Source organism: Streptomyces sp. AgN23 (assembly GCF_001598115.1).
In the GTDB taxonomy this organism is placed as follows: domain Bacteria; phylum Actinomycetota; class Actinomycetes; order Streptomycetales; family Streptomycetaceae; genus Streptomyces; species Streptomyces antimycoticus.
In genome coordinates, this window is record NZ_CP007153.1 from 7238584 (window position 1) to 7259147 (window position 20564).

Here is a 20564-nt window from a genome sequence, read left to right on the forward strand (position 1 = left end):
TCGCCTGACCCCTCCCGTTCCCTCGGACCCCAAACTAACCTCTACAGGCCGCCGGTGATCGCATAGCCTCCTGGCATGAGTGCAGAGCACAGCGATACGTTCCGCCAGCACGATGCGACTCAGGGTTCATCCGAAGCGCGCGACCTGGTGTGGCTGCCCATCCCGCCCGAGGAGATCGACGGCCTGCCCGACACCCTCGAATACGCCCACTGGGACGGCGGCCCCGACTTCCCCACCGATCCGGCGCGCTGCGCGTTCTACTGCGTCCCGTACATGAAGCCGCCGCAGGTGTGCACCCGTCCGCTGCCGGCCATGACCAACCTGCGGGTGGTGCAGACCCTCACCGCCGGAATAGACCACATCAAGCCCGCGCTGGCGGATCTCGCGCCCGGGGTGCGGCTGTGCAACGCACGCGGGGTGCACGACGCGAGCACCGCCGAGCTCGCCCTCACCCTCATCCTGGCCTCGCTGCGCGGTATCCCCGACTTCGTCCGGGGCCAGGACGCCGAGGAGTGGCGCTCCGGCTTCCGCCCGGCGCTCGCCGACAAGTCCGTACTGATCGTCGGCTACGGGGCCATCGGCAGCGCGATCGAGGACCGGCTTGTGCCCTTTGAGTGCGAGCGGGTGGCGCGCGTCGCGCGCTCCCCGCGCACGACCGAGCGCGGCCCGGTGCATCCGATCGACGAACTGCCCCGATTGCTTCCGGAAGCCGATGTGGTGGTGCTGGTGACCCCGCTCACCGAGGCCACCCGCGGCCTGGCCGGGGCGGAGTTCCTGTCGCGCATGAAGGACGGGGCGCTGCTGGTGAACGTCTCCCGTGGTGGGGTCGTGGACACCAAGGCCCTGCTCACCGAGGTGGAGTCGGGCCGGCTGCGGGCCGCGCTCGATGTGACCGACCCCGAACCACTGCCCGCCGGGCATCCGCTGTGGCACGCTCCAGGGGTGCTCATCTCCCCTCATGTGGGCGGCCCCACGTCGGCCTTCCTCCCGCGCGCCAAGCGGCTGTTGAGGGATCAGCTGAACCGCTTCGCACGCGGCGAGTCGCTGGCACATCTCGTCGCCACGACGGGGTAGACATGCCTCTGGCAGCACATACAGGCACCGATTGACTCCACTGCGTATATACAACGCCGTAGTCGGTTACGGACCGTAGATGGCCTATGTCCCTGAGTGACCAGTCTGGTGTATCGTCCCGAGCGGGGGCTGCGCCACTGACCTGACGGCGTCAGCGATGGACCGGAACTCGAGGGGGGCGACGGGCGATGTATGGCCGATGGACCGACAACCCGACGCAGCTCAGGCGTCGACCGCGACATTTCCGCGCAGCCGCGCGGATCTCCAACTCGAGCAGGCCCACGGGGATATCGCTCCCGGGGGCCCCGCGGCGCCAGTGGTCCGCCACGCAGTGGATGGCAGTCCAGTGAGCGCCACGGGAGCGGTGCTCGCGCGGCCGTCGGTCTCCGGCGGAGGTGCCGGGCTGTTGCCGCAAGTGGTCCTGGCCCTGGTCTGCGGCGGCTATGCGGCGGGTGCGATCCTCGGCTGGGGATCGAGCCAACTCGCCCTGTTCATGGGTGACTTCGGGCTGTGCGCGGCAGCGCTCGCCGCCGCGGTGTCCTGTCTGTGGCACGGCCGCCTGCATGCCGGTCGACTGCGCCCGGCCTGGCTGCTGTTCGCCGCCTCCTCGGCCATGGCCGCGCTGGGGAACGCCGTATGGGGCTGGTACGAGGTGGTGCTCGGCCGCCCCGTACCGACCCCGTCCGCCGCCGACTTCTGTTTCCTGCTCTTCGCCCCGCCCGCCATCGTCGGGATGCTGGTGCTCGCCAAGCGCCCCACCAGCCGGGCCCGGTGGATCTGCCTGGGGCTGGACGCCTGGCTGATCGCCGGATCGCTGGTGACCCTCTCCTGGAGCCTCGCGCTCGCCCACACCGGGCAGTTCGGCGGGGACGGCGCCTCCGTGGCCCGCGGGGCCCTGGCGCTCGCCTATCCGCTGCTGGACATCGTGCTCGTCAGCATGGTGATCGTGCTCCACTTCCGGCGCTCGACGGGCAACCGCTCCGCGGTCAACACGGCCATCGCCGCCTTCGCGCTCACCGTGCTGTGCGACGCGCTGTTCACCTCACCGCTGCTGCGCGAGCACTACCGCTCCGGGCAGATACTCGACGCCGGATGGTTCGCCGGCTCCGCGCTGCTGGCCTACGCCCCGTGGGTGGCCCGCCGCGAGGCCGGCCAGGAGCCGCCGGCGGCGCGCCGTCCCGCGCAGCAGAGCGTCCCCATCGCGGGCTCGCTCGCCGCACTCGCGCCGTATCTCGCCGCCGCCGTCTGCACCCTGGGGGTCCTGTTCAACGTGATGGACGGCCGGCCGATCGACGGGGTGGTGCTCTCCACCGCCTGCGCGGTCGTGCTCGCGCTCGTCGTCCGACAAGCGATCATGCTGATGGACAACATCAGGCTCACCCAGGAGCTCGCCGAGAAGGAGAACCACTTCCGCTCCCTGGTGCAGAGCTCCAGCGATGTGATCATGATCGCCGCACCCACCGGAATCCTGCGCTACGTCAGCCCGGCCGCCACCGGGGTCTACGGCCGCGACGCGGACGAGATGGTCGGCTCCGAGCTGGCCTCCCTCATCCACCCCGAGGACCTCGGATCGGTGGTCCACGAGGTCCGCCGGTTCCTGGCCGCCTCACCGGGCGAGGAGCCCACGACGCGCATCGAGTGCCGCTTCCGCTCCGGCTCCGGCGACTGGCTCAACGTGGAGTCCACGATCAACCGCCACCACGGCGGGCTGATCTTCAACAGCCGCGATGTCACCGAGCGGGTCCGGCTCCAGGCCCAGCTGCAGCACAGCGCCGAGCACGACCCGCTCACCGATCTGCCCAACCGCGCCCTGTTCACCCGGCGGGTCCGGCATGCCGTCGGAGGCCGCCGCCGTACGGACGCCGGCACCGCCGTGTTCTTCATCGACCTTGACGGCTTCAAGGCGGTCAACGACACCGTCGGCCACCACGCCGGTGACGAACTGCTCGTCCAGGCCGCCCGCCGGCTCCAGGAGTCCGTGCGGTCCGGGTCCGGCGACTGTGCGGCCCGGCTCGGGGGTGACGAGTTCGCCGCCCTCATCATCGGCGACGGCGACGGGGCGGGGGACGTGGGCGCCCGCGAGCAGCGCATCATGGAGATCGCCGACCGGCTGCGGGTCCGGCTCTCCCAGCCCTACCGGGTCGAGGGCGGCACCGAGGTCCGCGTGGCCGCCAGCATCGGCGTCGCCTTCGCCGAGCCCGGCACCAGCCCCGGCGCCTTGATGCGCAACGCCGACCTGGCGATGTACCGCGCCAAGGCCGCGGGCAAGAACCGCGTCGAGCTGTACGCACCGCAGATGCAGGCCGAGGTGGCGCGTCGCGCCGAGGTCGCCACCAGACTCCGTGCCGCCCTGCACGACGGGGAGTTCGTGCTGCTGCACCAGCCCGTCGTCGAGCTGACCAGCGGCCGGATCACCGCGGTCGCGGCGCAGGCCCGCTGGCGCTCGGCCCAGGGGATCCTGTTCACCCCCGCCGAGTTCCTCCGGGTCGCCGACAACGGCCGTGGGGGCGGTGAGGACACGGCCCGCACCGCCGAGCTGTCCCGCTGGATGCTGGAGGCGGCCGTCGAGCAGGCCGCCCAGCGGCGCCGCGACGGCCACCCGGTCCCGGTCTGCGTACGGCTCCCCGCGAGCCGGCTGGTGGACAAGTCGTTGCCGCCCAAGGCCGTGGAGACCCTGCTGGCCCGCCATGGGCTGCCGTCCGGCGCGCTGATCCTGGAGCTGACCGACAGCGATCCACGGGTGCCGCTCGACGAGCTCGAGCACCGCCTCGGCGCGCTGCGCCGCCTGGGGGTGCGGATCGCCCTGGACGGCTTCGGCAGCGGCTATGCCGCGATCAGGGCGCTGCGCAGGCTCCCCATCGACGTGCTGAAACTGGACCCCGGGCTGGTCGAGGGCGTGGTCGAGTCCTCACGGCTCCACAAGATCACCGCTGGGCTGCTGAGGATCGCCGGAGACCTCGGAATGCAGTCCATCGCAGAGGGGGTGGAGTTGCCCGAGCAGATCGTCACCCTGCGCGGTATGGGATGCACCCACGCCCAGGGGGCGGCCTTCAGCGGACCGCTGGACGAGCACCGGCTGCGCCGGGCCCTGCTGCGCGGCGGCTATCCCGTCCCGCGCTCGGAGCCGCCGCTGCTCGTCGGCGGCGCCCTGCCGATCCGGCACGGCGGCCACACCGGCCATGGCGGCTCCCATGGTCCGCGCCGCACGGAGCCGTACACCCACCCGCCGACCCGCTCAAATACTGAGACGCCCGTCCCACCCACTTGACACTCGATATGCGCCGGGGGGAGGGTCGGAGCCATGCGCACCCGAATTCTCGTACTTGGACAGCGCGTCGGCTGAGCAGGGCCTGTTGAAGCCCTGCGGACCCTCACCGGCGCGCTCCCCTCGCTTGCCTTACGGCACGAGGGGTTTTTTGTTGCACCGGCACCCGGTGCACCGCCCGCCCTCACCCTCCCGCACCGAACCTCATCTTCGAGAAGAGAATGCCGATGACCGAGCAGGCCCCCGGGTCCCATCACCCCCAGCCTCGGCCCCGTAGCGGCGGACCGCAGTCCGCCCCCGTCGAGCACGTCACGGGCGCGCAGTCCCTCATCCGTTCCCTCGAGGAAGTGGGTGCCGACACCGTCTTCGGCATTCCCGGTGGCGCGATCCTCCCCGCCTACGACCCGATGATGGACTCCTCGAAGGTCCGGCATGTGCTCGTCCGCCATGAGCAGGGCGCGGGCCACGCCGCCACCGGCTACGCCCAGGCCACCGGCAAGGTCGGCGTCTGCATGGCCACCTCGGGCCCCGGCGCCACCAACCTGGTCACTCCTATCGCCGACGCCCATATGGACTCGGTCCCGATCGTCGCGATCACCGGCCAGGTGGCGTCCAAGGCCATCGGTACGGACGCCTTCCAGGAGGCGGACATCTGCGGCATCACCATGCCGATCACCAAGCACAACTTCCTGGTCACCAAGGCCGAGGACATCCCCCGCACGATCGCCGAGGCGTTCCACATCGCCTCCACCGGCCGCCCCGGCCCGGTCCTGGTCGACATCGCCAAGGACGCACTCCAGGCACAGACCACCTTCTCCTGGCCGCCGCAGCCCGATCTGCCCGGCTACCGCCCGGTCACCAAGCCGCACGCCAAGCAGATCCGCGAGGCCGCCCGTCTGATCACCCAGGCCGAGCGCCCGGTGCTGTACATCGGCGGCGGTGTGCTCAAGGCGCGGGCCACCGCCGAGCTGAAGGTGCTGGCCGAGCTGACCGGGGCGCCGGTCACCACCACCCTGATGGCGCTGGGCGCCTTCCCCGACACCCACCACCTCCACCTGGGCATGCCGGGCATGCACGGCACCGTCGCCGCCGTGACCGCCCTGCAGAAGGCCGATCTGATCGTGGCGCTCGGCGCCCGCTTCGACGACCGCGTCACCGGCAAGCTGGACTCCTTCGCCCCGTACGCCAAGGTCGTCCACGCGGATATCGACCCGGCCGAGATCGGTAAGAACCGGGCCGCCGACGTGCCCATTGTCGGAGACGCCCGCGAGGTCATCGCGGACCTGGTCGTCGCCGTCCAGGCCGAGCACGACGCGGGCCACGCCGGTGACTACAGCGGCTGGTGGGAGGACCTGAACCGGTGGCGGGAGACCTACCCGCTCGGCTACGACCAGCCCGCCGACGGCAGCCTCTCCCCGCAGCAGGTCATCCAGCGGATCGGGCAGCTGGCGCCGGAGGGCACGATCTTCGCCGCGGGCGTCGGCCAGCACCAGATGTGGGCCGCCCACTTCATCGACTACGAGACCCCCGCCACCTGGCTGAACTCCGGCGGCGCCGGGACGATGGGCTACGCCGTCCCGGCCGCCATGGGCGCCAAGGCGGGTGCCGATGGCCGTACGGTCTGGGCGATCGACGGTGACGGCTGCTTCCAGATGACCAACCAGGAGCTGGTCACCTGCGCGCTGAACAACATCCCGATCAAGGTCGCGATCATCAACAACGGCGCGCTGGGCATGGTCCGGCAGTGGCAGACCCTCTTCTACAACCAGCGCTACTCCAACACGGTCCTGCACTCGGGCCCCGACACCCCCGCCCAGCAGAACGGGGGCACTCGCGTCCCCGACTTCGTGAAGCTCTCCGAGGCCATGGGCTGCGTCGGGCTGCGCTGCGAGGACCCGGCCGACCTCGACGCCGTGATCGAGAAGGCCAACGCGATCAACGACCGCCCGGTGGTCGTGGACTTCATCGTCCACGAGGACGCCATGGTCTGGCCGATGGTCGCGGCCGGCACCTCCAACGACGAGATCCTGGCGGCGCGCGACACCCGCCCGGACTTCGGCGACGGCGAAGACGACTGAGACCAGGACCGAGAGAAGAAGAGAGACCGAGCCCATGTCCAAGCACACGCTCTCCGTCCTGGTGGAGAACACCCCCGGCATCCTCGCCCGGATCGCCGCCCTGTTCTCCCGCCGCGGCTTCAATATCGACTCGCTGGCCGTCGGCGTCACCGAGCACCCCGACATCTCCCGGATCACCATCGTGGTCAATGTCGAGGAGCTGCCGCTGGAGCAGGTCACCAAGCAGCTCAACAAGCTGGTCAACGTGCTGAAGATCGTCGAGCTGGAGGACGGCCAGGCGATTCAGCGGGAGCTCGTCCTGGTGAAGGTCCGCGCCGACAACGAGACCCGCTCCCAGATCGTCGAGATCGTCCAGCTGTTCCGCGCCAAGACCGTGGACGTCTCCCCGGAGGCCGTCACCATCGAGGCCACCGGCAGCAGCGACAAGCTCGAGGCCATGCTCAGGATGCTGGAACCGTACGGCATCAAGGAGCTGGTCCAGTCCGGCACCATCGCCATAGGGCGTGGCGCCCGCTCCATCACCGACCGGAGCCTGCGCTCGCTCGAGCGGTCCGCCTGACCCGCCCCACCAGCGGGGATCATGGTCCGGCGCGCACCGCGCGCCGGACCGTATGGCGAGACCCCGAAACCTTCACCTGCCCGCCCGTCATACGGTGGGAAGCACAACCCACACGCTAGGAGATTCCCGAAGTGGCCGAGCTGTTCTACGACGACGACGCCGACCTGTCCATCATCCAGGGCCGTAAGGTCGCAATCCTCGGCTACGGCAGCCAGGGGCACGCCCACGCGCTGTCGCTGCGCGACTCGGGCGTCGATGTCCGGGTCGGTCTGCACGAGGGCTCCAAGTCCAAGGCGAAGGCCGAGGAGCAGGGCCTGCGCGTGGTCACCCCCGCCGAGGCGTCCGCCGAGGCCGACGTGATCATGATCCTGGTCCCGGACCCGATCCAGGCGAAGGTCTACGAGGAGTCCGTGAAGGACAACCTGAAGGACGGCGACGCGCTGTTCTTCGGGCACGGCCTCAACATCCGCTTCGACTTCATCAAGCCCCCGGCCAATGTGGACGTCTGCATGGTCGCCCCCAAGGGCCCGGGCCACCTCGTCCGCCGCCAGTACGAGGAGGGCCGCGGCGTGCCGTGTATCGCGGCCGTCGAGCAGGACGCCACCGGAAACGGCTTCGAGCTGGCCCTGTCGTACGCCAAGGGCATCGGCGGCACCCGCGCCGGCGTCATCAAGACCACCTTCACCGAGGAGACCGAGACCGACCTCTTCGGTGAGCAGGCGGTCCTGTGCGGCGGCACCTCGGCGCTGGTCAAGGCCGGGTTCGAGACCCTGGTCGAGGCCGGCTACCAGCCGGAGATCGCGTACTTCGAGTGCCTCCACGAGCTCAAGCTGATCGTGGACCTCATGTACGAGGGCGGCCTGGAGAAGATGCGCTGGTCGATCTCCGAGACCGCCGAGTGGGGCGACTACGTCTCCGGTCCGCGGATCATCAACGACTCCACCAAGGCCGAGATGAAGAAGCTCCTCGGCGAGATCCAGGACGGCACCTTCGCCAAGAACTGGATGGCGGAGTACAACGCCGGTCTGCCGAAGTACAACGAGCTGAAGAAGGCCGACGAGAACCACCTGCTGGAGACCACCGGCAAGGAGCTGCGCAAGCTCATGAGCTGGGTGGACGAGGAGGCGTAACCGCGCCTGGCGGCGCGGCGGCCGTGCCCCGGGTGCGGCGGGGGTCCCCTGAACCCCCGCCGCACCCGGTTCGCGCTTTGTCCACCGCGCACCACCACGTGCGGGTGATCCTGCCGCAACGGCACATGACGTAGGCCCGACCGCCACTACACTCAACAACAGCAAGCGCGTCAGGCTCACAGCGTCGTGCGTCTTCCACGCGGCTGACCCCTTCACCGCCAGCGGCCGTCGGGACGGCCGTCCGCTGAGGACTAGTGAGGACTGAAGACCACGTGAGCACTGCTTCCACTGGTAAACCTGTCGTACTCATCGCCGAAGAGCTCTCTCCGGCGACGGTCGACGCCCTGGGCCCGGACTTCGAGATCCGGCACTGCAACGGGGCCGACCGAGCCGAGCTCCTTCCCGCCATCGCCGGTGTGGACGCGATCCTCGTCCGCAGCGCGACCAAGGTCGACGCCGAGGCCATCGCCGCGGCGAAGAAGCTGAAGGTGGTCGCTCGCGCGGGCGTCGGCCTGGACAATGTGGACGTCTCGGCCGCCACCAAGGCCGGCGTCATGGTCGTCAACGCGCCGACGTCCAACATCGTCACCGCCGCCGAGCTCGCCTGCGGTCTGCTGGTGGCCACGGCCCGCAACATCCCGCAGGCCAGTGCCGCGCTGAAGAACGGCGAGTGGAAGCGCAGCAAGTACACCGGTGTGGAGCTGAGCGAGAAGACCCTCGGCGTCGTCGGCCTCGGCCGCATCGGCGTCCTGGTGGCCCAGCGGATGTCCGCCTTCGGCATGAAGGTCGTCGCGTACGACCCGTATGTGCAGCCCGCGCGGGCCGCACAGATGGGCGTGAAGCTGCTCTCGCTGGACGAGCTGCTCGAGGTCTCCGACTTCATCTCCGTCCACCTCCCCAAGACCCCCGAGACGGTCGGCCTGATCGGCGACGAGGCGCTGCACAAGGTCAAGCCGGAGGTCCGGATCGTCAACGCGGCGCGCGGCGGGATCGTGGACGAGGTGGCGCTGGCCGCCGCCCTCAAGGAGGGCCGGGTGGCCGGGGCCGGGCTGGACGTCTTCTCCCAGGAGCCGTGCACCGAGTCCCCGCTGTTCGAGTTCGACAATGTGGTGGTCACCCCGCATCTGGGCGCCTCCACCGGTGAGGCCCAGGAGAAGGCGGGCATCGCGGTCGCCCGCTCGGTGCGGCTGGCGCTGGCCGGCGAGCTGGTCCCGGACGCGGTGAACGTCCAGGGTGGCGTCATCGCCGAGGACGTGCGCCCCGGGCTGCCGCTGGCCGAGAAGCTGGGGCGGATCTTCACCGCACTCGCGGGCGAGGTCGCGGTCCGGCTCGATGTCGAGGTGTACGGCGAGATCACCCAGCACGACGTCAAGGTGCTGGAGCTGTCGGCGCTCAAGGGTGTCTTCGAGGACATCGTCGACGAGACCGTGTCGTATGTGAACGCCCCGCTGTTCGCGCAGGAGCGCGGTGTCGAGGTGCGGCTGACCACCAGCTCGGAGTCGAGCGAGCACCGCAATGTGGTGACCGTGCGCGGCACCCTGTCGGATGGCGAGGAGGTCTCGATCTCCGGCACGCTGGCCGGTCCCAAGCATCAGCAGAAGATCGTCGCGGTCGGGGAGTACGACGTGGATCTGGCGCTCGCCGACCACATGGCCTTCCTCCGCTACACCGACCGCCCGGGTGTGGTCGGCACGCTCGGCCGGATCCTGGGCGAGGCGGGTATCAACATCGCCGGGATGCAGGTCTCCCGGGCGGCGGCGGGCGGTGCCGCGCTGGTGGCGCTCACGGTGGACGACACCATTCCGCAGCCGGTGCTCACCGAGATCGCCGAGGAGATCGGCGCCTCCTCGGCCCGCTCGGTCAATCTGGTCTGAGCCGCATACGCAGTCACCCATCTGGGCCCGGTCCCCGCTTCGGCGGGGGCCGGGCCCAGATCGTTGTGCGGCCCTGGCAGCAGGGCCTGCCGGAGGGGTTCCGGATCTTTTTCATCGTGTGTTGAATAATGCGGGTCGGCTCGCTACGCTCACAGCTATGTGGAGAAAATTTCTCCACATAGCTTTCGTATGCGCTGTCAGGAGAGCCCCGTGTCCGCAGACACCGACGCCGACGCCCTCGCCGACGTCCCGCCCATGCGCGCCGACGCGCGGCGCAACCGGGAGCAGATCCTGCGCGCCGCCCGCGAGGTCTTCGCCGATCAGGGGCCCGATGCCCCGCTGGATGAGATAGCCCGGCGCGCCGGGGTCGGCATCGCGACCCTCTACCGGCGGTTTCCGCACCGCGACGATCTCCACCGAGGGGTCGCCATCGAGGTGCTGAGCGCACTGGTCGAAGCCGGGAGCCGGGCCGCCGCCGAGGAGGACGACGCCCATCTCGCGCTGCGCCGCTTTATGCACGCCGCCCTCGATCTCAAGATCGGCTCGGTGATGCCGGCGCTGCTGGGGCGTTTCACCGTCGCCGAGATCCTCGACGGCGTCCCCGGCGATGTCGTCGACCCGATCGACGCGCTGCTTCTGCGCGCCCAGGCCGAGGGGCTGATCCGGGTCGATGTCGTCTTCGGCGACATCACGATGATGATCATGCGGCTGTCGCGGCCGCTGCCCGGCGGTGGCCGGTTCGCCGCCGATGACGCCCTCGCCCATCGCCAACTGGATGTCTATATCGATGGGTTGCGCCCCACCGGCTCCCCGCGGCCCACCACCCCGCTCGGCGGCCCGGCCGTCGATGCCGCGGCGTTCAAGCTCCTCCGGGAGCGAGTGATCGACGACGCCCGCGCCGGCCACTCCGGCTCCCGCGCCGGCCACTCCGGCTCCCGCGCCGCCCGCTCCGAAGCCCGCGCCGACCACTCCGGCGACTCCGACGCCGACTGATCTCCCGCTCCGTTCGCCTTCCGCACGACCAGAAAGGCATGGTCATGTCCCAGCCCTCAAAGACGCCACCCGAGGCGAACCCCCGGCGCTGGCTCGCACTCGTCTTCATCGGCCTGGCCCAGCTGATGATCGTTCTCGACATCACCGTCGTGAACATCGCCCTGCCGTCGGCCCAGAAGGACCTCGGCATCTCCGACGGCGACCGGCAGTGGATCATCACCGCCTACACCCTGGCGTTCGGCAGTCTGCTACTGCTCGGCGGCCGGATCGCGGACTACACCGGCCGTAAGCGCACCTTCCTCATCGGCCTGCTGGGGTTCGCCGGGGCCTCCGCGCTCGGCGGCGCCGCCTCCGGGTTCGAGACGCTGCTCTCGGCCCGCGCCCTGCAGGGCGCGTTCGCCGCGCTGCTCGCCCCCTCGGCGCTGTCGCTGCTCGCGGTGAACTTCACCGAACCCCGTGAACGCGCCAAGGCGTTCGGCATCTTCGGCGCGATTGCGGCGGGCGGCGGTGCGATCGGGCTGGTCGTCGGCGGGCTGCTGACGGAGTACCTGGACTGGCGCTGGTGCCTGTACGTCAATGTGCCGATCGCCGTCGTCGCCGCCTTCAGCTGGTCCGTGCTGCCCACCGACACCCGCGCCGAGGGCCGGGCCCGCTTCGACATCCCCGGTGTGCTGCTGGCGGTGTGCGGGCTGGTGGCCGTGGTCTACGGATGCAGCGAGGCCGAGTCCGAGGGCTGGGACTCCCGGCTGGTGACCGGGCTGCTCATCGTGGGCGCGGTGCTGCTCCTCGCCTTCGTCCTGGTGGAGCGGAGCGTGGCGCGGCCGCTGCTGCCGCCGCGCGTGGTGGCGGACCGCACCCGTGGCAGCGCCTATCTGGCGGTCGGCCTCTCGGTGGTCGGCATGTTCGCGATGTTCCTCTTCCTCACGTACTACATGCAGCTCGTCAAGGGGTACTCGGCGCTGCTCACCGGTGTGGCGTTCCTGCCCATGACCGGGGCGGTGCTGGTCGGCGCGGGCGGCGTCGCCTCCCGCCTCATCCCCAAGATGCCGCCGCGCCTGCTGGTGGCGCCCGGTCTGCTGATCGCGGCCACCGGTGTCGCGCTGCTGGTGCCCCTGGACGTCGACAGCTCGTACGCGGCGGGAGTGCTGCCCGCCGAGCTCCTGGTCGGCTTCGGCATGGGCCTGGTGATGGCGCCCTCGATGAACTACGCGACCCATGGCGTGGGGGAGGGGGACGCGGGCGTCGCCTCCGCCACCGTCAACACCGCCCAGCAGATCGGCGGTTCGATCGGCACCGCGATGCTCAACACCATCGCCACCAGCGCGACGTCCGACTACATGGCCTCGCACGCCGCGCGGATGACACCGCGGACCGCCAAGGCGGGTCTGGTGGAGGGCTTCTCGCACGCCTTCGTCGTCTCCTCCGCGATTCTCGTGGGCGCCGCGGTGGTCATCGGGCTGCTGATGAACACCCCGCGCCCGGTACGGGAACCGGGCGCCGAAGGCGCCACCCCGCTCCCCGCGCACCTGGGCTGACGGCACCTCGCCTCCCGCAGGCCCTTCGCTCCCACCCCGGAGCGGAGGGCCTGCGGCGGTGGTGGATCAGGGGGCCGGGTCGGGGCGCGGGGCGCGGGCGGCCAGCGCCAGCAGCTCGTCCACCGACCACTGGTCATAGGCGTGTTCGCCGTGCTTGGCGGCGATGACGCGGCCGTCCCCGCCGATCAGGAAGTCCGCGGGCAGCCCCAGCCTGCCCCCGGGCTGGCTGGGCGCGGGGAGCTTCTCCCGGCCGCGGACCACCGCCCATACGCCGGTCAGCAGCGCCCGCGCGATCGGCCCCCAGGCGCGCGGGCTGAGCAGCTCCCTGGGTGCCTGCTCCACTCCGAACTCCCGGTAGAGCCGCTTCCCGGGGTCGGCGACCACGGCGAACGGCAGCTCGTCCGTATGCTCGCGCAGCTCCTCGGCGGGGGAGTGGAAGACCACCACCTCCCGGACTCCGGCCGCCTCGATCTCCTGATGGCGCCGCACGATCGACCGCAGATGGAGATTGCAGACGGGGCATCCGGCGAAGCGCCGGAACTGAAGGTGGATCAGCCTGTCGGAGTCGGGGACGGCGACGTCCGGGCCGGTCACAGGGGTGAGGATGCGGGCTGCGACGACGGAATCGGGCTCCATGGGAGCCCCCTTTCGTAAGCGTACGTCATACGCCTACCAGCGTAGGCGTATGACGTACGCTGTCAACCGCCATGCCGCGTCCCCGCTCCCTCACCCCCGATCAGCTCGCCTCGGCCGCCCTTGCCGTCCTCGACCGCGAGGGGCTCGCCGGGCTCTCGATGCGTGCCGTCGCCAAGGAACTCGGGATGAGCGCAATGGCGCTCTATCGCTATGTCGACGATCGCGAGGAGCTCGAAGGGCTGGTGGTCGAGCGCGTCCTCAGCGCCGTCGACACCACGCCGCCGGAGCCCGGGGCCCCCTGGGACGACCGGCTCCGGATCATGGTCGGGCGGCTGCGCGACACGATCACCGCCCACCCCGCGGTCCTCCCGCTGACCCTCACCCACCGGCACCGTTCCCCCAGCGGACTGCGCTGGTCGGAGACGGCACTGGCGCTCCTCACCGAGGCGGGCCTGGACGGCGAACGGCGGGTCCTCGCGCTGCGCGCCCTGCTCGGCTATGTGATCGGGGCGATCCAGCTCGAACACCTCGGGCCGCTGTCCGGGGCGGGCACGGTCACGATCGCCGAGCTGCCGGCCGACGCGTTCCCGTACATGGCCGAAACGGCGCGCCAGGCGCGGAGCGTGGGGGTGGAGCGGGAGTTCTTCGGGGGGCTGGAGGTGTTCCTGCGCGGGCTGGGCGGTTAGCCAGTCGGCGCGGGTCAATGCCGGGAGCCGCTCCCACTCGTGTGGGTGGCGGCTTCGGCGTTCCCGCCCGCTACCCTTGGTCACGCGGCCAGAATCCCGTCCATGGGAGGAACCATGACTGCTGAACCGCTTCCGGCCTGGGCTTTTCCGCCCCCGGGCGGATTCACCGCAGACGATCTTGACCGCATGCCGGAGCTCCCGCCGCACACTGAGCTGATCGACGGGAGCCTCGTCTTCGTGAGCCCGCAGAAGTATTTTCATTCGCTGGCTGTGGATCTGCTGATCAGTGCCTTGCGCCGAGTGGCACCGAAGTCGCTGCGGGTGTGCCGCGAGATGACCGTTGCCCTCGACAGGCACAACCGCCCCGAGCCCGATATCGCGATCCTGCGCGCCGAGGCGGTGACCACCGAGGCGCATGAAACGGGCTTCCAGGCGGCCGACGCCGTGCTCGTGGTGGAGGTCGTCTCGCCGGAGTCGGAGTCACGTGACCGCAAGCGCAAGCCACAGCTCTACGCCGAGGCGGGAATTCCGCACTTCTGGCTGGTCGAGCACGGTGAGGGTCGCCGTCCGGTCGTCCAGGTTTTCGAGCTCAACACGGTGACGCGTACGTATGTGCCGACCGGCATTTACCACGAGCGGATCAAGCTTCCGGTCCCGTTCACCATCGACATCGATCTCACCGAGATCGACCACCTGTGACCGAGGTCGCGTGCGCTCAGCCCGCCAGCTCGTATGCGTAGTCCGGCGAGAAGGTGCCCGCCGCCCCCGCACAGCCGTCCAGTTCGCCCGGCGGCTTGATCCATAGATAGGCGTCGATGGCCGGATCGCCGGTGTTCGCCGTCGGGTTCGCGCCGACCTTGCGGCCGTGGGGGTCGCACCAGGTGTTGTCGGGGGCGGGACCGTTGCCGTTGCGACTGGTGTCGATGACGGCGGTGAGCCCCGAGGAGGTGCCGAGCTGGGCGAGCACGCTCTTGGCGAAGGCCACCTCGTCGGTGGTGCGGCGGAAGTTGGAGACATTGCTGTAGATGCCGTCGCCGCTGGTCAGCACCCCGGCCGAGCGAAGCCGCGACGCCTGGACGGCGGCGCTGTTCCAGGCCGAGTGCCCGGCGTCGAAGTACACCCGGGCGTTGGGGTTCGCGCCGTGGATGGCGGTCGCCGCGCGGCCCAGTGAGGCATAACGGCCGCTCAGCTCGGAGGGGGAGAGGCAGCTGATGAGCGCGATCGAGTCGGGTTCGAGGATGACGATCGCGGGCCCGCTGCCCAGCCCGGCGGCGAAGGCCCGCACCCATGCGTCATAGCTCGCGAGATCCGGCGCACCGCCCGCCGAGGCCCCGCCGCAGTCGCGGTTGGGGATCTGATACGTCACCAGGACAGGGGTCTCGCCCTTGGCGGACGCGGCGGAGGTGACCGTGCGGACGTCCGCGGTGACGGTGCCGGGGGAGTACCGGGAGAACCACAGGGCCTGCGGCTGACTGGCGATCCGCGAGGCGATGCGCGGCTGCCGGGAGTCGCCGGGATTGGCGGCGACCCACTTGTTGACGAGCGAGTCGGGGTCGTTGAAGAACCGTGTGGCGCCCGGAAGTTCGCCCGCGACCGCCCGCGGTGTGTGGGGCGCGCCGATCAGGAAGGCGACGGCGAGCCCGGCCGCCGCTAACGCTCTGGTGATGCGCACGGTGCGTCACTCCTCTCGCGGGGGGCTGCTCAGCCCTCGGGCGGCCGTGTCGTCCGGGCCGCCGTCCTCTGGTTGCCGCCGGGCGGGAGATGGTTGCCGTCGTGTTCGATACGGATCACACGCGTACGGCCGTCACACCGCCGCGCGTAACGGTCAACTCGCCTCGCGCGGAACGCCGGAGGGGACCCCACCTCGGCGAGGTTCCCTCCGGCGGGCCACGGCTCAGCGACCCGGCGCCGCCGCCTCGCTCACCGTCTCGCCGCGGTCCGCCGCCTCGTCCGCGCCGGTCAAGGGCACACCCGCGCCGGTCGAGGGCACATCCCCGGCCTTGGCAGCGCCCCCAGCCGCGGGCTCCGCGGCCTCCACCCGACGCAGCGTCACCAGGGCCAGCACCGCGGCCGCCACCAGGACCACCGCCCCGGCCCCGCACGCGATCCGCATCCCGTGGGTGAACGCCTCGCGTGCCGCGTCCAGCAGCTGCTCCCCGGTCCGCCCCTTCAGCTTGCCCGCCACCGCGACGGCGGCGCCCAGCGTCTCGCGCGCCTGGTCGAGCGCGCCCCTGGGCAGCTCACCGCCCAGCGAGTCCTTGACGTCGCTCCGGTAGACGGCGGTGCCGACGCTGCCGAGCACCGCCATGCCCATCGCCCCGCCGAACTCCTGGCCCGTCTCCAGCAGCGCGGCCGCGGAACCCGCCCGCTTCGGCGGGACGGTGCCGATCGCCATGTCGGTGACCAGCGACATCACCATGACGATCCCGCTGGCCAGGACGGCGGCGCCGATCAGCACCGTCCACAGCGCGTCCGTGCCGGCCAGGGCCAGAATCCCGTAGCCGAGGGCCCCGGTCAGGAAGCCGGCGCCGATCACATGGGCCCGGTCGGCGCCGCGCTGGACCGCCGCGGCCGCCGCCGGTCCGGCGATGCCGACGCAGACGGACGGGGCCAGGCTCCACAGCGCCGCCTCCAGCGGGCCCTTGCCGAGCACCGACTGCAGATACTGGGTGGTGAAGTAGGCCGACCCCATCATGGCGAAGGTGGCCAGCGCGTTGAGCGCGATCGACGGGCCGAAGCCGCGGTGGTGGAACAGTTCCGGGCTGATCATCGCGTCGCGGCGGGTGCGCTGACGCCGTAGGAAGACGGCGCCGACGGCGAGACCGGCCACGATGGACAGCAGCGGGATCGGGCTGACGCCGTTGTCGGCGGCCGTCTTCTTCAGTCCGTAGATCACCGGAAGCACGGCGGCCAATGACAGCGGCACGCTCGGCAGATCGAACGCCCCGGGCTTCGGGTTCTTGAACTCCGGCACCAGGAGCGGCACCAGCGCCAGCAGCAGCACCATCGCCGGGACGTTGATCAGGAAGACCGAGCCCCACCAGAAGTGCTCGATCATCACCCCGCTGAGCACCGAGCCCAGCGCGATGCCGCCCGCCATGGCCGACGACCAGATCGCGATCGCCGTGGCCCGCTGCTTCTCGTCGAGGAAGAGATTGCGGATCAGCGCCATCGTCGACGGCATCAGCGTCGCGCCGCCGATCCCGAGCACCGCCCGTGCGGCGATGAGCGTCTCGGCGCTCTGCGCGTACGCCGCCGCGACGGACGCGGCGCCGAAGGCCGCGGCCCCGAACAGCAGCAGCTTCCGCCGCCCGAAGCGGTCGCCCAGCGCTCCCATGGTGATGAGCAGCCCGGCGAGGGCGAAGGCGTAGATGTCGAAGATCCACAGCTGCTGGGTGGAGCTGGGGTGCAGCTCCCGGCTGATGGCCGGCACCGCGAAGTACAGCACCGACACATCCATGGAGACCAGGAGGAGCGGAAGCATCAGGACCACGAAGGCGGTCCATTCCTTGCGCCCGGCGCGCGGGCCGGTGGAGATCGAGATCGAGGCCGAGGTCGAGGTCATGGCGGTGAATATACGAGCGTCTTAAACGCGTGTCTAGTACGTGTGTGTAAGACGCACGTCTAGGACGGTCGTATGGGGTCGGGATACCCTGGCGCCATGGGACATCGAGAGGATCTGCTCGCCGGGGCCAAGCGCTGCATCGAGGAGAAGGGCTGGTCCCGTACGACGGCGCGGGACATCGTGGCCGCCTCGGGCGCCAACCTGGCCTCCATCGGCTACCACTACGGCTCGAAGGACGCCCTGATGCGGGAGGCGCTCTTCGCGGCGATGGGCGACTGGGCCGATGACGTCCAGCGGTCCCTGGAGGCGGACGACCCGGCGGGCGGCGATCAGGACACCGAGCTGCGGGAGCGGTTCGAGGCCCGCTGGACCCGGGTGCTCGAGCTGTTCGGCAAGCACCAGGCGATGTGGCAGTCCCAGTTGGAGGCCATCCTCCAGGTTCGGCACGACCCCGAGCTGCGCGCGGCCTTCGGCCGGGCCCAACCGGAGGGACGCCAGGGGCTGGTGGGGCTGATCCACGGCATCGACGAGCGGGATGTCGACGAGGAGACCTCGCGGGTCATGGGCTCGTTCTATATGACGCTGGTGAGCGGCATGATCGTCCAGATGGCCATCGACCCCGAGCTCATGCCCAGCGCCCATGACCTCGTCGAGGCGATGCGGCGGATCGTCGGCGACGCCCCCGCGGCCCCCGACGCACTCCCGACCCCCGACGCACTCCCGACCCCCGACGCACTCCCGGCGCCCGACGCCCCCGCGTCGCCTGCGGGCTGAGGGGGCTCAGCGCCGCGGCGGCCCGAGGCGGGCGGCCTTGAGGGTCATGTGGAGCAGCAGCCGGTCCTCGCCCGCGTCCAGGTCCAGACCGGTCAGCTGCCGCACCCGGGACAGGCGGTAGTAGAGCGTCTGCCGGTGGATGCCCAGCCGCGCGGCGGTGCGCCCGGCCTGGCCCGCGCAGTCGAGGAAGGTCTCGGCGGTGCGGGCGAGTTCGGCGTGGGCGGGCGCCAGCAGCGGGCGTACGGCGGCGTCGGGCGGCAGCTCGGGCAGTGCGGTCAGCAGGCGGTACGGGCCGATGGCGGACCACTCCGCGACCGGTCCCAGGCGCGTATCGGCGTGGGCCGCCCGCGCGGCGTCCAGGGCTTCCTGCCAGGCGGCGGGCAGCTCCTCCAGTCCGCGCCGGGGAGCGCTGACCCCCGCGGCCGCCCTGGGCTGTACCCCGTCCAGAGATCCGGTGGTGGCCCGGGGGGAGCGCAGCAGCTGTTCGGCCGTCGTACGGGCCGGGTCCAGGGCGGTGGCCGCGCGCAGCCGGACCAGCGTCGCCAGCCCCGCTCCGGTCGCCGCAGTCCCGGGCAGCGCGCACGCGGCCACGATGCTCGGCAGGTGGGGGAGCCCGGGGTGGTCCGCGTCCTCGCCGGTCCCCGGCGTCCACGGCACCACCGCCACCAGCGCCAGCGGCCCGTCGCCCGCTCCGCGCAGCGCGGTCCGCAGCCCGGCGCGGGCGGCGTCCCGGCCGGCCGGCGGCCCGGTCAGCACATCGCGCAGCAGCTCGCCGAGCTCCTCCCCGGCCCGTGCCTCGGCCGCCAGCAGCGCCCCGATGCGGTCCGCGGTCTCCATCGCGCGGGCCAGCCGGGGGTCCGGCGCGCCCGTGGGTCCGCCCAGCTCCAGATCGGAGAGGTGGCCGTCGTCCAGCAGCCAGACATAGCCGTGCACCACTCCGCGGTGCCGGACGGGCAGGCAGATACGGCCCATGAACACCCCGGCCGCCGGGTCGGGCGGAATCCGCAGCGGCGCCTGCGCCCGTGCGATCCCGAACGCCTCGAACCAGGCCCGCACCGCCGCTGTCGAGCGGCGCTGGAGGATCGAGCGGGTGCGGACCGGGTCGAGCGCCGGCTCCTCCGTGTCATCGCGGTCCTCGCTGTCCTGGGCGCCGAAGGCGATCAGTGCGAAGTCGCGGTTCTCCAGGGTCGCGGGTGCCCGGAGCACGGCCGTGATCTCGTCCACCAGCTGCTGGTAGTCGTCGCGCATGGGTCCCGCCTCTTCCTGGTTTCACCCCTCACATTCTCATACAGATGTCTGAGATCCCGGCCACGGATGCGTGACAGCTGTCGATGGTCCGGGATCCGAGCCATCCTTAAGTTTCACGGTGAGTTGTTGATGCCGTTCGTCGGCCGTCATCGTGGAGGTGCCCCGTGCTGGGACCCGTGCTGCTCGCCGCTTCGCGCAGTGCCGCCATCCGCCGTCTCGTCTCGGCCGCGCCGGTCACCCGCCCGATGGTGGACCGTTTCATCGCCGGGGAGCGGCTTACCGAGTCCTTGGGTTCGGTGCGGTCGCTGACCGCCCGTGGCCTGGACGTCACCCTGGACCATCTGGGCGAGGACGTGACCGACCGGGTCGAGGCGCTGCGCAGCCGTGACGCCTATCTGGCGCTGACCGAGGCGCTGGCCGCCGAGGGGCTCGCCGGGCGGGCGGAGATGTCCGTGAAGCTTTCCGCCTTCGGACAGGCGCTGCCCGGGGGCCACGATCTGGCCCTGGCCAATGTGACCCCGGTCGTGGAGGCCGCCGCCGCGGCGGGCACGACGGTCACCCTCGACATGGAGGACCACACCACCGTGGACTCCACCCTCGCCATCCTCGGCGAGCTGCGCACCCGCTTCCCGCAGACCGGCGCGGTCGTCCAGTCCTATCTCTTCCGGACCGAGGACGACTGCCGGGCGCTGGCCGGGGAAGGCTCCCGGGTGCGGCTGGTGAAGGGCGCGTACAACGAGCCGGCGAGCGTCGCCTACCAGGACAAGCGCGAGGTGGACCGCTCCTATGTGCGCTGCCTGAAGATCCTCATGGCCGGTGAGGGCTATCCCATGATCGGCTCGCATGATCCGCGCATGGTGGCCATCGCCCAGGATCTGGCGCACCGGCTCGGGCGCAAGCTGGACGAGTACGAATTCCAGATGCTGTACGGGATCCGCGTGGCCGAGCAGGAGCGGCTGGTGGCGGAAGGTCACCGTATGCGGGTTTACGTCCCGTATGGCACAGACTGGTATGGGTACTTCATGCGCCGCCTCGCGGAGCGCCCCGCCAACCTCACATTCTTCCTGCGCTCGCTGGTCGGCCGTCGCTGACCGCTCTCGGCATCGCAGACCTCGCAACCCGACGATCGAAGGAGACAACGGCCATC

16 protein-coding genes are annotated in these 20564 nt (G+C 71.0%); 12 read left to right on the forward strand and 4 right to left on the reverse strand.

All coding sequences use genetic code 11. The annotated features are described in order from the left end of the window. Positions 1–75 precede the first annotated feature (75 nt). From AS97_RS31565 to AS97_RS31600, 8 genes are all read left to right on the forward strand, one after another. The gene (locus AS97_RS31565) at positions 76–1074 is read left to right on the forward strand and encodes a 2-hydroxyacid dehydrogenase (protein WP_185929972.1); all 999 of its coding nucleotides are present in this window, start codon (positions 76–78) and stop codon (positions 1072–1074) included. A 346-nt stretch (positions 1075–1420) separates the two neighbouring features. After that, on the forward strand, positions 1421–4342 hold the full coding sequence (locus tag AS97_RS31570) for an EAL domain-containing protein (RefSeq protein ID WP_059144136.1): 2922 nt from the start codon (positions 1421–1423) through the stop codon (positions 4340–4342). Between the two features lie 224 nt (positions 4343–4566). Next, on the forward strand, positions 4567–6417 hold the full coding sequence (locus tag AS97_RS31575; protein WP_079059370.1) for an acetolactate synthase large subunit: 1851 nt from the start codon (positions 4567–4569) through the stop codon (positions 6415–6417). A gap of 34 nt (positions 6418–6451) precedes the next feature. Beyond that, positions 6452–6976, forward strand: a complete 525-nt coding sequence (gene ilvN / locus AS97_RS31580) for an acetolactate synthase small subunit (protein WP_086710870.1) — start codon at positions 6452–6454, stop codon at positions 6974–6976. A 131-nt stretch (positions 6977–7107) separates the two neighbouring features. Beyond that, positions 7108–8106, forward strand: a complete 999-nt coding sequence (ilvC, locus tag AS97_RS31585; protein ID WP_059144139.1) for a ketol-acid reductoisomerase — start codon at positions 7108–7110, stop codon at positions 8104–8106. A gap of 272 nt (positions 8107–8378) precedes the next feature. Continuing rightward, positions 8379–9980 carry a phosphoglycerate dehydrogenase gene (gene serA, locus AS97_RS31590; RefSeq protein WP_059144140.1) on the forward strand — a complete coding sequence of 534 codons (1602 nt, stop codon included), beginning with the start codon at positions 8379–8381 and terminating at the stop codon, positions 9978–9980. A 210-nt stretch (positions 9981–10190) separates the two neighbouring features. Continuing rightward, positions 10191–10973, forward strand: a complete 783-nt coding sequence (locus AS97_RS31595; protein WP_210566082.1) for a TetR/AcrR family transcriptional regulator — start codon at positions 10191–10193, stop codon at positions 10971–10973. A 44-nt stretch (positions 10974–11017) separates the two neighbouring features. After that, positions 11018–12508, forward strand: a complete 1491-nt coding sequence (locus AS97_RS31600; protein WP_210566083.1) for an MFS transporter — start codon at positions 11018–11020, stop codon at positions 12506–12508. A gap of 66 nt (positions 12509–12574) precedes the next feature. On the opposite strand, the gene AS97_RS31605 is transcribed toward AS97_RS31600, so the two are convergent. Further along, entirely contained in the window at positions 12575–13144 is a 570-nt protein-coding gene (locus tag AS97_RS31605) for a peroxiredoxin-like family protein (protein WP_210566084.1), read from the reverse strand. A gap of 71 nt (positions 13145–13215) precedes the next feature. Here AS97_RS31605 and AS97_RS31610 point away from each other — a divergent pair, with 71 nt between their 5' ends. Further along, positions 13216–13830 (forward strand): TetR/AcrR family transcriptional regulator C-terminal domain-containing protein, encoded by a 615-nt coding sequence (locus tag AS97_RS31610; protein ID WP_125759218.1) that lies wholly within the window; start codon positions 13216–13218, stop codon positions 13828–13830. Positions 13831–13944: 114 nt separating this feature from the next. Continuing rightward, the gene (locus AS97_RS31615) at positions 13945–14529 is read left to right on the forward strand and encodes a Uma2 family endonuclease (protein WP_059144143.1); all 585 of its coding nucleotides are present in this window, start codon (positions 13945–13947) and stop codon (positions 14527–14529) included. A 16-nt stretch (positions 14530–14545) separates the two neighbouring features. On the opposite strand, the gene AS97_RS31620 is transcribed toward AS97_RS31615, so the two are convergent. Both AS97_RS31620 and AS97_RS31625 read right to left on the reverse strand, forming a co-directional pair. Then, positions 14546–15502 (reverse strand): glycoside hydrolase family 6 protein, encoded by a 957-nt coding sequence (locus tag AS97_RS31620; protein ID WP_210566085.1) that lies wholly within the window; start codon positions 15500–15502, stop codon positions 14546–14548. Positions 15503–15724: 222 nt separating this feature from the next. Then, a complete protein-coding gene (locus AS97_RS31625; protein WP_210566086.1) occupies positions 15725–17395 on the reverse strand; it encodes an MFS transporter in 1671 nt (556 codons plus the stop codon). A 96-nt stretch (positions 17396–17491) separates the two neighbouring features. On the opposite strand from AS97_RS31625, the gene AS97_RS31630 reads away from it, so the two are divergent. After that, positions 17492–18169, forward strand: coding sequence for a TetR/AcrR family transcriptional regulator (locus AS97_RS31630; RefSeq protein ID WP_210566087.1), 678 nt, complete (start codon positions 17492–17494; stop codon positions 18167–18169). A gap of 6 nt (positions 18170–18175) precedes the next feature. Here AS97_RS31630 and AS97_RS31635 read toward each other — a convergent pair whose 3' ends face one another. Continuing rightward, the gene (locus AS97_RS31635) at positions 18176–19417 is read right to left on the reverse strand and encodes a helix-turn-helix domain-containing protein (protein ID WP_210566088.1); all 1242 of its coding nucleotides are present in this window, start codon (positions 19415–19417) and stop codon (positions 18176–18178) included. Between the two features lie 164 nt (positions 19418–19581). Between AS97_RS31635 and AS97_RS31640 the strand changes: the two genes are divergently transcribed. Further along, a complete protein-coding gene (locus tag AS97_RS31640) occupies positions 19582–20508 on the forward strand; it encodes a proline dehydrogenase family protein (RefSeq protein WP_059144148.1) in 927 nt (308 codons plus the stop codon). Positions 20509–20564 lie beyond the last annotated feature (56 nt).

Bases quoted from the DNA above. Each gene is read 5' to 3' on its own strand.
- AS97_RS31565 (WP_185929972.1), top strand. From the start codon at position 76: ATGAGTGCAGAGCACAGCGATACGTTCCGCCAGCACGATGCGACTCAG.
- AS97_RS31575 (WP_079059370.1), top strand. From the start codon at position 4,567: ATGACCGAGCAGGCCCCCGGGTCCCATCACCCCCAGCCTCGGCCCCGT.
- ilvN (WP_086710870.1), top strand. From the start codon at position 6,452: ATGTCCAAGCACACGCTCTCCGTCCTGGTGGAGAACACCCCCGGCATC.
- AS97_RS31600 (WP_210566083.1), top strand. From the start codon at position 11,018: ATGTCCCAGCCCTCAAAGACGCCACCCGAGGCGAACCCCCGGCGCTGG.
- AS97_RS31605 (WP_210566084.1), bottom strand. From the start codon at position 13,144: ATGGAGCCCGATTCCGTCGTCGCAGCCCGCATCCTCACCCCTGTGACC.
- AS97_RS31610 (WP_125759218.1), top strand. From the start codon at position 13,216: ATGCCGCGTCCCCGCTCCCTCACCCCCGATCAGCTCGCCTCGGCCGCC.
- AS97_RS31615 (WP_059144143.1), top strand. From the start codon at position 13,945: ATGACTGCTGAACCGCTTCCGGCCTGGGCTTTTCCGCCCCCGGGCGGA.
- AS97_RS31625 (WP_210566086.1), bottom strand. From the start codon at position 17,395: ATGACCTCGACCTCGGCCTCGATCTCGATCTCCACCGGCCCGCGCGCC.
- AS97_RS31630 (WP_210566087.1), top strand. From the start codon at position 17,492: ATGGGACATCGAGAGGATCTGCTCGCCGGGGCCAAGCGCTGCATCGAG.
- AS97_RS31635 (WP_210566088.1), bottom strand. From the start codon at position 19,417: ATGCGCGACGACTACCAGCAGCTGGTGGACGAGATCACGGCCGTGCTC.